Annotated in this window: 8 protein-coding genes and 1 riboswitch; all 8 genes read right to left on the reverse strand. The window is 65.6% G+C overall.

What is annotated here, in order from left to right; translation table 11 throughout:
• Positions 1-28: 28 nt before the first annotated feature.
• The 8 genes from uca to AZ34_RS13855 all read right to left on the reverse strand — a co-directional run bounded on the left by uca (position 29) and on the right by AZ34_RS13855 (position 13,345).
• The gene (gene uca / locus AZ34_RS13820; RefSeq protein WP_035609058.1) at positions 29-3,682 is read right to left on the reverse strand and encodes an urea carboxylase; all 3,654 of its coding nucleotides are present in this window, start codon (positions 3,680-3,682) and stop codon (positions 29-31) included.
• Between the two features lie 112 nt (positions 3,683-3,794).
• Positions 3,795-4,430, reverse strand: coding sequence for an urea amidolyase associated protein UAAP2 (locus AZ34_RS13825; protein WP_035609061.1), 636 nt, complete (start codon positions 4,428-4,430; stop codon positions 3,795-3,797).
• An 11-nt stretch (positions 4,431-4,441) separates the two neighbouring features.
• On the reverse strand, positions 4,442-5,176 hold the full coding sequence (locus tag AZ34_RS13830; protein WP_035609063.1) for an urea amidolyase associated protein UAAP1: 735 nt from the start codon (positions 5,174-5,176) through the stop codon (positions 4,442-4,444).
• The gene (locus AZ34_RS13835; RefSeq protein WP_035609065.1) at positions 5,173-5,967 is read right to left on the reverse strand and encodes an ABC transporter ATP-binding protein; all 795 of its coding nucleotides are present in this window, start codon (positions 5,965-5,967) and stop codon (positions 5,173-5,175) included. Before AZ34_RS13835 ends, AZ34_RS13830 begins: the two co-directional genes overlap by 4 nt.
• A complete protein-coding gene (locus AZ34_RS13840) occupies positions 5,964-6,779 on the reverse strand; it encodes an ABC transporter permease (RefSeq protein WP_035609068.1) in 816 nt (271 codons plus the stop codon). The genes AZ34_RS13835 and AZ34_RS13840 overlap by 4 nt, the downstream gene beginning before the upstream one ends.
• Positions 6,780-6,871: 92 nt before the next feature.
• Positions 6,872-7,930, reverse strand: coding sequence for a putative urea ABC transporter substrate-binding protein (locus AZ34_RS13845; protein ID WP_035609070.1), 1,059 nt, complete (start codon positions 7,928-7,930; stop codon positions 6,872-6,874).
• Positions 7,931-8,009: 79 nt separating this feature from the next.
• A riboswitch (guanidine-I (ykkC/yxkD leader) is annotated at positions 8,010-8,117 on the reverse strand.
• A 132-nt stretch (positions 8,118-8,249) separates the two neighbouring features.
• A complete protein-coding gene (locus tag AZ34_RS13850; protein WP_035609073.1) occupies positions 8,250-9,260 on the reverse strand; it encodes an HD domain-containing phosphohydrolase in 1,011 nt (336 codons plus the stop codon).
• Complete coding sequence (locus AZ34_RS13855) at positions 9,257-13,345, reverse strand: response regulator (protein ID WP_197026558.1); 4,089 nt, start codon at positions 13,343-13,345, stop codon at positions 9,257-9,259. The genes AZ34_RS13850 and AZ34_RS13855 overlap by 4 nt, the downstream gene beginning before the upstream one ends.
• Positions 13,346-13,408: the final 63 nt, after the last annotated feature.

The raw sequence follows: 13,408 nt of genomic DNA on the forward strand, positions 1-13,408 counted from the left end.
CCCCGGCCGCGCCGATGCCCAACTGACCTCAGGCCTCGTCCAGCACCACCACATACTGGCCTGCGCGCACCGGCGCGCCGGGCTGCACCCGCAGCTCGCGCACCACGCCTTTGCAGGGCGCTTGCAGGGCGATTTCCATCTTCATGGACTCCAGCACGGCCAACACCTGACCGGCCTGCACGGCCTGGCCCAGGCTGACTTGCAACTGCCAGAGGTTGCCCGCGATGAAGCTTTCCACGCCCACCTGCCCGGCCGCCAGGGGTGCCTCTTCCGTGGCCTCCACCGCCGCTTCCGCGCTTTCGAAGTGCGCCTGGCCGGTCGCGATCCAGCGTTCGCGCTCCGCGTTGAACGCGGCTTGCTGGTGCTTTCGGAAAGCGACGATACCCTCGGCTTCGCGTGCCAGCAGGGCCTGGTAATCGGCCAAGGCCAGTTCGGTCTGCTCGATGCGCAGCGGGTAACGCCCCAACGGAAAGTCGCGCCGGATGCGCAGCAGTTCCTCGGCGCTCACGGGATGAAAACGGATCTGATCGAAGAAGCGCAGCAGCCAGGGCTGGCCGCCGAAGGCGGCCATGTCTTCGTGCATGTAGCGGTAGCGGTTCCACATCTGCAGGGTGCGGCCGACGAACTGGTAACCACCCGGGCCTTCCATGCCGTAGACGCAGAGGTAGGCACCACCGATGCCGACCGAGTTCTCGGCCGTCCAGGTGCGCGCCGGGTTGTACTTGGTGGTCACGAGGCGATGGCGCGGGTCCAGCGGTGTGGCCACCGGCGCGCCCAGGTACACATCACCCAGGCCCAGCACCAGGTAGCTCGCTTCGAAGACGATGCGCTGTACTTCATCGAGGCTGTCCAGGTCATTGATGCGGCGGATGAACTCCAGATTGCTCGGGCACCAGGGCGCGTCCTTGCGCACCGTGGTCATGTACTTCTCGATGGCCAGCTGGCAGGCCGGGTCGTCCCAGGACAACGGCAGATGGACGACGCGTGAAGGCACCTTCAGATCCCGCGCGGCGCAGACGCCGTCCCACAGACCGGCGAGGTCCTGGAGCAACCTGTCCAGCGGCAAACGATCCGGGTCGTAATGGATCTGCAAGGAGCGGATGCCTGGCGTGAGGTCGATCACGCCCGGCAAGGCGCTAGCGGTGCGCCGGGCTTCCAGCGTCTGCATCAGCGCGTGGACACGGAAACGCAGCACCAGGTCCAGCTCGGGCGGACCGACTTCGAGCAGCAGGTGCGTGTCGCCCGACAACCGCGCCACGAGGCGCTGCTCGCCCTGTCCGAGGTCGAGCACGATGGGCGAGGACCGCAGCGGGTCGACGGGCGCGGGCAACCAGTCCGGCAGCGAGGGCTGGAGCAGGCGGACTTCCTCGCGCCGAGCCGCAGCCAGGACACGCGCCGTGGACAGATCCACCGGCACGAAGCGCAGCTTGTCGCCCGCTTTCAGTTGCCCGAGCTGCCAGAGGTCGGCCTCGATCACCGTGACCGGGCAGACGAACCCGCCCAGGCTGGGGCCATCGGGTCCGAGGATGACCGGCATGTCCCCCGTGAAGTCCACCGCGCCAACGGCATAGGGGTTGTCATGGATGTTGGACGGATGCAGGCCCGCCTCGCCCCCGCTGTCGCGCGCCCACTCGGGCTTGGGGCCGATCAGGCGCACGCCGGTGCGGCTGGAGTTGAAGTGCACCTCCCACTCGGTGGCGAAGAAGGTGCCGATGTAAGCCGGCTTGAAGTACTCGGGCGCGCCATGCGGGCCGTAGATCACCCGCAGCTCGCGCACGGCGGGCAGCGGGGGCTGCAAGGTCGGCGGCAGCACGGCGCCCACGCTCGCCTCCCGCAAGGGATGCAGATGCAGCACATCCCCCGCCCTCAAGGCCCGCCCCACATGGCCGCCGAACTGGCCCAGGGTGAAGGTGCTCTTGCTGCCCAGGTAATCGGGCACGTCCATGCCGCCACGCAGGCAGAGGTAGGCGCGTGCGCCGGCACCCGCGATGGTGCCCAGCCGCAGGGTGGCACCTGGGGCAATGGCGAACGCGGTGTTCATGGGCCGCGCTTCGCCGTCCAGCGTGATAGGCAAGGCAGCGCCCGTGACGGCGACGACGGTTGCGGCATGGAAACGCAGCGTCGGCCCGTTCATGGTGACTTCGAGCGCCGCCGCGGACTCGGCATTGCCCAGCAGGCGGTTGCCCAGGCGCAAGGCCCGGTCGTCCATGGGACCGGAAGGCGGCACGCCCACGGCCCAATAACCCACCCGACCCGGCCAGTCCTGCACCGTGGTCTGCGTGCCACCCGCGACAACCTCGACCGTGTCCGCGCGGTAGACCAGTTGCTCCAGGCAACGCGTCCAGGGCGATCCGCTGGCAAATGGCGCGTCGACCAGGATCTGCCGCAGGTAACCGCAGTTGGTCTCGACGCCATACAACTGCGTGCGCGCCAGCGCCTCGTCCAAGGCCAGGCGAGCCTGCGCGCGCGCGTCCGAGCCGTTACTGCCTTCCGCCCAGCTGATCAGCTTGGCGATCATGGGGTCGAAGAAAGGCGGGATCTCGCAACCCGCCTCGACCCAGGTGTCGATGCGCAAGGCGCGGCCATCGGCCTCTGGAAACGCGACCTGGGTCAGCAGACCCGGCGAGGGCTGGAAGTTGCGCCCCGGGTCTTCGGCATAAAGACGCGCCTGAATGGCGTGGCCACGCGGCTGCAGCGTCTGCGCCAGTTCGTGCAAGGGCGGCAAATCACCGGCGGCGAGTTCGATCATCCAGCGCACCAGGTCCACGCCCCAGACCTGCTCGGTCACGCCATGCTCGACCTGCAGGCGTGTGTTGACTTCGAGGAAATAGTAACGCCGCGCCTGGTCGTCGTAGACGAATTCCACCGTGCCCGCGCTGCGGTAGTTCACCGCCTTGCCGAGCTGGACGGCGGCGGCGCAGAGTTGATCGGCCATGCCCTCGGGCAGGTTGGGCGCGGGGGTTTCCTCCAGCACCTTCTGGTTGCGCCGCTGCACCGAACAGTCACGCACGCCCAGCGCGATCACCCCGCCCTGCCCGTCGCCGAAGATCTGCACTTCCAGGTGACGGGCGCGTTCAATGTATTTTTCGATGAAAACGCCCGGGTCGCTGAAGTTGTTCTGCCCCAGGCGGCGCACGGCCTCGTAGGCTTCGCGCAGTTCGGAGGCGGAGCGGCAGACCCGCATGCCGATGCCACCGCCGCCCGCCGTGCTCTTGAGCATGAGGGGATAACCCACTTTTCGGCCCGCCGAAAGCGCCGCGTCCACCGTGTCCAGCAGTTCCGTGCCTTCCAGCAGAGGAATGTCTTGCCCCCGGGCAATCGCGCGCGCGGTGTGCTTGAGGCCAAAGACACGCAACTGCTCGGGCGTGGGTCCGACGAAGGCGATGCCCGCGTTTTCGCAGGCTTCGGCAAAGGCCGCGTTCTCGGACAGAAAGCCGTAGCCGGGGTGGATGGCCTGTGCGCCGCTGGCGCGGGCCGCGGCCAGGATCTTCTCCACCACCAGGTAGGTCTGCGCCGCCGGGCCCTCGCCCAGGCTGATGGCGTTGTCGGCCTGCCGGATGTGCAGGCTGGTCGCGTCGGCTTCGGAATACACGGCCACGCCCCGCACCTGCATGGCGCGCAGCGTGCGCAGGATGCGGCAGGCGATGGCGCCGCGGTTGGCGATGAGCAGGGAGTCGAACATGCGAGTTGCCCTCAAGGAGTGGCGGGCCGTCCCGCGCCGGTGAAACCGCGCCATGGCCGTCCATGGCGGGAGCAGGCTGCCCTGCTACGTACTCAATCCAGTTCAGTTCGCTTCAATTCCACACCAGCACTTCGGCCGGCGTCGGGTTCCAGCCGTTGCAGGGGTTGTTGAGCTGCGGGCAGTTGGAGATCAGCGTGATCACGTCCGTCTCGGCGCGCAGCTCCACGTACTTGCCCGGCGCGGAGATGCCGTCCTCGAAGGTCAGGCCACCCTCGGGGGTGACCGGCACGTTCATGAAGAAATTGATGTTCGCGCCGATGTCGCGCTTGCCCAGGCGCCCGTCGTGCAGGCAGGCACAGAGGAAGTTGTCGCGGCAGCTGTGCATGTAGCGCTTGTCCAGGGCGTAGCGCACGCTGTTGCTTTCCTGGGCGCAGGCGCCGCCCAGGGTGTCGTGGCGGCCGCAGGTGTCGGCCGTGATGGTCAACAGCGCGTGGCCCAGGTTGGAATACAGCACCGTGCCGGTGGTCAGATAGACCTTGTTCTGCCGGCGCAGGGTGCGCTGCGGGTCGTACCGCTCGCGCGGGTTGCTCGCGCTGTAGAACAGCGTGTCCACGGCCTGGTTGCCTTCGAGGTCGAGGATGCGCAGGGTCTGGCCTTTTTTCACCTCGAACAAATAGGGTTCACCCGCAGGGATGACGTGGCGAAAGACGGCCTGCTCGGGCAGGTGGGGGCTGACGGTCAAGTTCATCACAAGGCTCCTCACAGGTAGAGGCGTTCGGTGTTGTGGAAGGCGCGCGCGTTTTCCGGGCGCGAGCTGCGGCAGGCGATGGTCGAGTCGCCGCTTTTGACCTCGGTCCAATGGAGTTGCACGGGCTTGGGCGCGTACTGCGGGTTCGGGTCCATCGGGTGCTGCAGCGCAGTCAGCACGAACAGGGTGTCCATGGGCGCGTGCAGCTCCACGAAGTCACCGGCCTTGGAATTGCCGGGCACGAAATGGAAGTTGCCCTCGGCGTCGACCGTGACCTTGCTGAACAGGTTGATCACCATCAGCAGGTCCTGCAGGTTCAGGTTCCACTTGCCCATTTCGACCAGCAGGTTGTCCGTTCCGTTGCGGAAAAATCCATTGCGCAGTTCCTGGTAACGGCCCGTGCCGTATTTCTCGCGCACCTCCTCCGCGTTGAGCACGCCGCCCAGGCTGTCGTGCCAGCCGCAGCTGTCGGCCGTGATCGCTGCCAGCACGCGCCCCATGTCGGAATAGAGGCAATGCCCGGTCGTGAGCTTGGCCGTGTGCTGGCCCTTGAGCGTGTCGGGGATGTTCAGCCGTTCGCTGGGCTGCTGCGCGTTGAGCAGCAACAGGCTGACATTGGCGCCCCCTTCCAGGTCAGTGATGCGCAGCGACTGCCCACGCTTGAGGATGAAGGAGGTGTGCCCACCACCGGGCACGGTCTCGTCGTAGAGCAAAGCTTGAATGTCCAGGGCGTCGTCGTGGCTCATGAAAGATCCTTGGAGGTTGGCAACACAAGGGCCGGTAGCGCGGCAAGTGCGTCCTGCGCGGCGCGGCGGTCCGTGTTGAGTGGAATGTCGTACGTGATGCGCGCGCCGTAGGCCAGGGGCGCCTGCGGGTCGTGGCGCACCTTGTCAAAGACCAGCAGGCGCGTGCCGAGGTGAAAGCCTTCGCTCAGATCATGCGTGACCATGAAGACGGTCAAACCCGTTTCGCGCCACAGGTCCAGCAGGAGCGCGTGCATGTCCTTGCGGATGCCGGGGTCGAGCGCGCCGAAGGGTTCGTCCAGCAGCAACAAACGCGGTCGCGCGATCAAGGCCTGCGCGATGGCCAGCCGTTGCTGCATACCGCCCGACAGCTGCGCAGGGTACTGGCGCAGGGCCTGGCCCAAGCCCACACGCTCCAGCAGCTGCGCGGCCTGCGCGCGCGCTTTGTTCTTGGCGCGGCCCCACAGGCGTCCGGTCAGGGGCGAGCGCGGCAGCTCCAGCCCCAGCGTCACGTTGTCCAGCACGGTCAGGTGCGGGAACACCGAATAACGCTGGAACACGACGCCCCGGTTGGCATCGGGTTCGTCGCAGAGGGGCCGTTCCTGCAGCAGCAGTTGGCCCTTGCTGGGGCGCTCCTGCCCGAGCAGCAGACGCAGAAAGGTGGATTTGCCGCAGCCCGAAGCCCCCACCAGGGTGCAGAACTCGCCTTCGTTCACGCTCAGGTTCAGGCCTTCGAGCACCACATGCTCACCGTAGCGCTGCCAGACGTTGCGGATGTCCAGATAGGCGCTCATGTCCGCCCTCCATCCGACCAGGGAAACAGCCAGCGGTTGAGCCCGCGCAGGCCCCAGTCCATCAACCAGGCCAGCAGCGTGATCCAGACCACGTAAGGCAGGATCACGTCCATGGCCAGGTAACGGCGCACCAGGAAGATGCGGTAGCCCAGACCGGCCGTCGCGGAAATCGCCTCGGCCGAAATCAGGAACAGCCAAGCCGAACCCAGCATCAGCCGCAGCGAGACCAGCAGGCGCGACAGCAGCTGTGGCAGCACCACGCGCAAGACCAGCGTCCAACTGTTGGCGCCCAGGGTCTGGGCCTTCACGAACAGCTCCTGCGGGATGTCGCGCGCACGCTGTTCCAGGTCACGCGCGAGGATGGGCGCGACGCCGATCACGATGAGCATGACCTTGGACAGCTCGTCCAAGCCGAAGACGATGAACAGGATGGGCAGCACCGCCAGCGGCGGCACCATGGAGACCACGGTCATCATCGGCGACAGGGGCGCGCGCAGCAGGGGGAACACCCCTGCCGCGACGCCGAACACCAGACCCGCAAGCGCGGCCAGCCCCAGACCCAAGCCCAGGCGCACCAGACTGGCCGCCGTGTCACTCCACAGCAGATAGCTGCCCGTGCGTTTGTCTTCTTCGAAGGCCATGCGTTTCACGGCGTCCGCCATCTGGGAGGCGCCCGGCAGCAGCTTGTCATCCGGGTTGTCGGCCAGGCGCGCCGCCGAGCCGATGCCATAGACCAACACCAGCAGAATCAGCGGCAGCAGCGCGAGCAGCCAGCGACCACCCCGGCCAGGTTGGCGATTGATGAAGCGCATGGGCACCTTTCGTCAGGCGTGTGCGGGGAGCCGCCGGAGTTGCATCCGGCGGGTTGGCCCGACCGCGGTCAGCGGCCGGAAGCATCCGAAGCTCAGAGCTTGCCCTCGGCGGCCAGCTGCATGTAGGTCGCGTCGAAGCGCAGCTTCACGTTCTTGGCGTTGCCGTTGACCTTGCCGCCCGGGAAAGCGACACCGATCGCGTCCGCGCTCTTGGCGCCCTCGCCCAGCAGGCCTTTCTCGAAGGAGAACAAGGAGACGCGCTTCATGATGGCGGGCAATTCGGCGCTGGTGGTGAACCTCGTCGCGTCGGCGGCTGTGTAGTACATGGCCGTGGTCTTGAGCTGCGCCTCGTAGCCCGGCAGGTCCGTGCCCGAGGCCTTGGCCATGTGCGTGAGCGCGGCCGCGTTCTTGGCCTTCATCAGCGCCATCACCTCGTACCAGGCTCCGGTCAACGCCTTGCCGAAGGCGGGGTTGTCCTTGAGCGTCTGGGTGTTGACGACCATCAGGTCCAGGATTTCACCGGGGATCTTGCTGGAGTCAAACACCAGGGACGTGGCGGGCGCGGCCTTGATTTCGGAGAGCTGCGGGTTCCAGGCCACGGCGGCCTTGACCTTCGAGGTGGCGAAAGCGGCCACGATGTCGGCATCAGACGTGTTGACCACCTTCACGTCCTTCTCGGACAGGCCCGCGCTCTGCAGCCCGCGCGCCAGCAGGTAGTGCGAGACGGACAGCTCGACCAGGTTCACGTCCAGACCCTTGAGGTCCTTGACCGTCTTGCCCGCGCCCTTGAGCACGATGCCGTCGTTGCCACTGGAATAGTCGCCCACGATCAGGGCCGTGCTGTCCACACCGCCCGCAGCGGGAATCGTCAGCGCGTCCATGTTCGTCATGGTGCAGCCATCGAACTTGCCGGCGGTGTACTGGTTGATGGACTCGACGTAGTCGTTGAGCTGGGTGACCTTGATCTCGATGCCGTATTTCTTGGCCCACTTGCTCACAATGCCCGAAGCCTGGGCATAGTCCCAGGGCATCCAGCCCGCGTAGATGGTCCAGCAGACATCGAAGGTTTTCTTGGGCGCGGCTTGGGTGGACAGGCCCAGCAAGGCGGCGAAACCGAGCACGGAAACACCGAGTAGACGACGCAGGTTCATGATGGCACTCCGGTAAGAGGTGGCGTTGAATGGACAAAAGAGCACGGCGCGGGAGCAGCACGGCACTGTGGCCTTGCTTCTCTCCCGGGCTTTTGTCCCGCCGTGTAACCTCGAACCGAGGTCGCCAGCTCTCGGACCAGACATCCGCATGCTTCACATGTGGACCGGAACCCTAGCCAGCCATTGAGGTGATGCAGCGCTGAGGCTGCTCCCGTGCGTCAGACACGCAAGCTCCATGCCAAGCAAAAACGCAGGAAACCTGGCCCCAGCGCACTGGCTCGGTGCATCCCCCGCACCCACAGCCCTCAAGGAAAGGACGTCATGCCAATTGGGCGACGCCATGGGTGACTTCAAAGGCGTCCCAGCTTTCCTTCAAACTCATGATTCTGGGAAGGATGGCGAGGAAATTCTCGATCAGGCGCGGGTCAAAATGCGTCCCCGCCTCCTCGCGCAAATGCGCCACGACATCCGCCAGCGGCCAGGGTTCCTTGTACGGCCGTCTGACCATCAAGGCGTCAAACACGTCGGCAATGGCCACAATGCGGGCGGACTCTGGAATTCTCTCGCCGGACAGGCCGTCGGGATACCCGCTGCCGTCCCATTTTTCGTGGTGGCGCAAAGCCACCTCCGCAGCCAGCTCGAACACCGGTGAATGCCCCATGCGCAGGATGTCGTAACCGATGCGCGTGTGGGCTTTCATCACCTCCCACTCGTTCGCGTCCAGCTTGCCCGGTTTGCGCAGGATCGCACCTGGGATGCCGATCTTTCCAGTGTCGTGCATGGGCGCGGCGAGCTCAAGATCACGGCAGGCCTCGGCGCCCCACCCGACAGCGGACGCCAGTTCGCGGGCATACGAGGCCATGCGCCAAATGTGAACCCCGGTATCGTTGTCGTTGTAGTGCCCCGCCTTGCCGAGCATGGAAATGGCGTCGTGGTAGCTCTGCTCCAGCTGACTGGCATGCACGAGCGAAAGGTGGGTCCTGACGCGAGCCCGTGTCGTGGACGGCGCGATGGGTTTGACGATGTAATCAACGGCGCCGCATTCAAACCCCTTGGCCTCGTCCCAGACTTCGCCCATGCCGGTGACGAAGATGACCGGAATATGGGCCGTCGCGGGATCACGCTTCAGGGCCAGGCAAACGCTGTAACCGTCCATGTCTGGCATTTGGATGTCGAGCAGGATCAGCGAAGGCTGGTGCGCGGCCGCGGCAGCCAGGGCTTCGCGGCCATTGCGGGCGTACACCAGGCGGTGGTCATGGCTCAGCACATGGCGAAGGGCATCGAGATTCAGAGGCTCATCGTCGACGGCGAGTATGGGTCCGAACTTCATGGCTCTAGCTCCTTTTCAATGTTCACACCGACATCCAGCGCTCGGACCAGCCCCTCGGCACCGCGAAAGTCGTAGGCCGCGATCGCCGAGCGCAAGGCGCTCAGGTGGTGCGCGGGTATCCGCGCCGACAGCGCGTCCAGCAGGGGTTCGACCAAGGCCGGATCGTCGCAGCGCAAGGCCTCGCGCAATTGCGCCAAGCCCGATGCCAAGTCCCCCGCCCAGGCACTGGAACTCAGCGCGCTGCCCGAGGGCTCAGACCCGGTCGCCGAGGCCACGCCCATGTCCATGCCCTCAGAGCTTTGGGCGCTGTAATTCGCGATCGCCTGGAACGCCGCTTCCATCGCGATTGGCAAGGCACCGAGCAGGTCTTGCGCGTCCTCGCCCCTACGCAGCAGCGGTTCCAGACGTCCCGCCAGGTCCGCCACTTGCTCCAGGCCGAGCTGTGCCGCCGCCCCCTTGACCTGATGCGCCAAGGCGGCGGCCGCTTCGGGGGGCAACTGCGCGAGTTGGTGGGCCGTGTTTTGGTGGCTGGCGGCGAACCTGCGCAGGTAGTTGGCCAGGTTGGCAGGCTCCCCCCAGACGCGCAGGACACGCTGAACGTTCAGGACCTGCGGCTGGGCGGTGGTGTCCTGGCGGGGCAACTGGGGCAAGAGTGCTGGCACGGGTTCGTCCTCGCGCCGACTTGGACCCGTTCGGACGCGGGATCGTCGCACCAGGTCCAGGATCACCTGCACCAGCTGATCCACCTCGAAGGGCTTGGCGACAAACTCATCCACCCCGGCCTCCAGCGCCGACACGCGCTGCGTCGAAAACGCCCCTGCGGTCAATGCGATGACGGGCAGGCGGGCCAACGCATCGATGCTGCGCATGTGCCGGGTCGTGACATACCCGTCCATGACCGGCATCTGCATGTCCATCAGCACGATGTCGTAGGCATCGGGCTGCTGTCGCAGCATCGTCAGAGCCGTTTGGCCGTCCTGCGCCGAAGCGACCACGGCGCCCTCCCCGGCCAGGATGCTGCGCGCGACATCACGGTTGATCTCGCTGTCGTCGACGACCAGCACGCGCAGGTTCCGCAAGCGCTGCATGGCCCTCGTCCGGGACACTTCCGCCTGCAGTTCGCCGCGATGGCGTCTGGCCTCCAGCACGGCGTTGTAAAGGCCCGAACTGGTGATGGGCTTGCAGATGATGGCGTCGGTGGCTTGCACCCCCGCCTGCCCAGACAGGCGCTCCCGCTCGTAGGCGGTGACCATGATGATGATGGGTGCGCTGTCGCGCTGGCTCAGCTCCCGAATTTGCGCGGCAGCGTCCAGACCGTCCATGCCGGGCATATGCCAATCCAGCAACAACAAGTCGTACGCCTGCACCGACGCCTGGGTGACCCGGTTCACGGCCTCGGTGCCGGTGGCCACGGCATCTGCATGCCAGCCCAGACTGTGCGCGATATCGACCAGCACTTTGCGAGTGGCCTCGTGGTCGTCCGCGACCAGCACGCGCAAATGTGTCATGTCCGGCAAGGCGCTGTCCACCGGGTTGCTGGGTTCGAAGGACAACTCGAAATGGAACTCGCTGCCTTGCTCCGGGACACTGTGGACCTGCAGCCGCCCCCCCATGAGCGCCACCAGATGCCGGCTGATCGCCAGCCCCAAGCCGGTCCCACCGAAACTGCGCGTGGTGGAGGTATCAGCCTGGCTGAAGGCATGGAAAATCATCTCCAACTTGTCGGACGGGATGCCGATGCCGGTGTCGCGGACGCTGAAGCGCAGCAGGATGCGCCCATCGCCCGCGTCGGGCAGGCGGTCCACGCGAACCTCGACTTCGCCATGCGCGGTGAACTTGATCGCGTTGCTCGCGAGATTGACCAGCACCTGACCCAGGCGCAAGCGGTCGCCCATCAAGAAGTTTCCGCCCTCGGGCGCAGGGCCGACGATCAGTTCCACGGGCTTGTTGCCGAGCGAGGCAGACATGATGCCGGCCAGGTGGTCCAGGACGTCGGCGAGGCGGAAGGGCACCTGCTCGATGACCATGTGATGGGCTTCGATCTTGGAAAAATCGAGCACGTCGTTGATGATGGTCAGCAAGGTGCGTCCGGCGCCGTGGATTTTCTGGACCATCTCCCGGGAGGCGGGCGCCAGCGCTTGTTGTTCCAGCAAATAACACAGCCCGAGGATGGCGTTCATCGGCGTGCGGATTTCGTGACTCATATTGGCCAGGAAGTCACTCTTGGCCTGGGTCGCGTCCTCGGCCTTCTGCTTGGCCTTGATCAAGGCCTCCTCCGCCTGCTTGAGCACGGTGACATCCGTCGAAACCACGATGTAACCGCACACCACGCCCTCCTCGAACACCGGAAGGAAGTTGGCCAGGGTGTGTATCGTCCTGCCATCCGGCAGGGTGACGGCGCGCTCCATGACCTGAGGCTCTCCCCGCAGCGCCCCTTGAATGTAGGGCTCGTTCAAACGGAAGAGTTCTTCACCCAAGAGTTCCTGGCGTGAGATCCCATTCATTTCCTCCGGGGAACGGCCAAACCAGGCTTGATAGGTGCGGTTGGAATATCGACACCGGAGATCGGTGTCCCAGTAGGAGACCAGTCCTGGCAAGGCATCAATCAGGGAATGCAGAAAGCGCTCGCTCGCGGCCAGGCGGGAGGTTCTCTCGCGGACCTGCGCTTCCAGCGTGGCATTGAGCTCGAGAATGCTCTCGCGTGCGTTCAGCTCATCCGTCATGTCGTGGAGGGTGGAGGCTGATCCCACCACCCGTCCATTTGCGTCGCGAACCGGAGACGCCGTGAGCATGACGTCGACCAGGGTTCCATCACGCCTCAGGCGCTGGGTGACCAGGGACGCCACCGTTTCTCCACGTTGGATGCGCGCCAAGATCGACGCATCTTCGGCATGCTTTTGCGCCGGAATGATGAGGTCAGCCAATTTTTGGCCCACCGCTTCCGAGGCGGCATAACCAAAAATCTGCGCCGCCGCGCGGTTCCAGCTGGTGACGCGGCCCTGCAGGTCCTTGCCGATGATGGCGTCGCTCGCGCCATCCAGGATCGCAGCCAGCCTGGCGTCCTCGATCCATGCCTTTCTGCGCCGCTGGCCATTCACGAGCGAGACATGCAGCAGCGCCGCGATGAGGGCGGACGCAAGGACAATCAGCGCCGCCACCTGGCGCGGAGCCTGGAGTTGCATGGCCTCGATGAACGCCGGGGTCGCGCTGACCTCCACCAACCATTGGCGGCCATACAAACCCAGGGCGATGGTCTGGGTCAGACCTTGGGTTGCGGGCACGTCCACGATGGAGGAGGTGAAAAAGCGCCTGGCGCTTCCCTGTTCCTCGGCGTCGTAGAGATTGAGCGTGAACTGCGGCCACGGCAAATCCATTTGATACAGGACTTCGCCGATCACCAAAGGGGTGTAGGCCAGACCCACGGCCGAGCGCGAACGCTCGTCCGGCGTGGCCGTGCGAACGTCGTCGGCATACACCGGCAGGAAGAACAGAAAACCCTGATCCTGCCTGCCTGCCGCCTGCACCAGCGTGATGGGCTGGGAGAGCGTCGCGCGGTTCTCGCGCAGAGCCTCCAGCGCGGCGCGACGGCGAAGGCTTTCCGAAGCAATGTCCAGCCCCAGGGAAGGCAGGTTCTGCGCCAGGGGTTCGATGTACTGGATCACGAGGCGCTCATGCGCGTGAGCCGCGAACTCCTTGATCTGGAAGGCCGGGCCATGCTCGATCCTCGCCTGACGCAGGAACGCCGCCTCGTCTGCGCGTGACACCCGGCGTATGAAGCCGAAACCGTGCGAACCCGGGAACTCGCGGGCGATGTCCCGCGACTGGCTGTAACGAATGAAAGAGGCGCGGGATATTTGATTGACACCTGCTGCAAGCACCGCGCCGCGCGTCCCCCGCAGGCCATACTGATAGAGCGTCAGTCGCTGCTCCAGTTGATTGACGACCCTTAGTGCCATGGTGTCGAAACGGGATGCCGTTTCAGCCTCCTGCGCGGCGCTCAGGGCAAACCAGGTCAATGCTGCGGCGATGCAGCCCGTCGCAAAAACAGCGCAGGACCAGAGCAAAGGCCCAGATATCTTCTGCATGTCACCCCCTTGCACGTCGTCCAGTTGCCCAGTCTCGCCATCGGGAGGCCAACACCGGTCAGC

Origin of the sequence: Hylemonella gracilis str. Niagara R (assembly GCF_000600295.1) — a bacterium.
Lineage (GTDB): Bacteria > Pseudomonadota > Gammaproteobacteria > Burkholderiales > Burkholderiaceae_C > Hylemonella > Hylemonella gracilis_A.

Bases quoted from the DNA above. Each gene is read 5' to 3' on its own strand.
- AZ34_RS13830 (WP_035609063.1), bottom strand. From the start codon at position 5,176: ATGAGCCACGACGACGCCCTGGACATTCAAGCTTTGCTCTACGACGAG.
- AZ34_RS13835 (WP_035609065.1), bottom strand. From the start codon at position 5,967: ATGAGCGCCTATCTGGACATCCGCAACGTCTGGCAGCGCTACGGTGAG.
- AZ34_RS13845 (WP_035609070.1), bottom strand. From the start codon at position 7,930: ATGAACCTGCGTCGTCTACTCGGTGTTTCCGTGCTCGGTTTCGCCGCC.
- AZ34_RS13840 (WP_035609068.1), bottom strand. From the start codon at position 6,779: ATGCGCTTCATCAATCGCCAACCTGGCCGGGGTGGTCGCTGGCTGCTC.
- AZ34_RS13850 (WP_035609073.1), bottom strand. From the start codon at position 9,260: ATGAAGTTCGGACCCATACTCGCCGTCGACGATGAGCCTCTGAATCTC.
- AZ34_RS13855 (WP_197026558.1), bottom strand. From the start codon at position 13,345: ATGCAGAAGATATCTGGGCCTTTGCTCTGGTCCTGCGCTGTTTTTGCG.
- uca (WP_035609058.1), bottom strand. From the start codon at position 3,682: ATGTTCGACTCCCTGCTCATCGCCAACCGCGGCGCCATCGCCTGCCGC.
- AZ34_RS13825 (WP_035609061.1), bottom strand. From the start codon at position 4,430: ATGAACTTGACCGTCAGCCCCCACCTGCCCGAGCAGGCCGTCTTTCGC.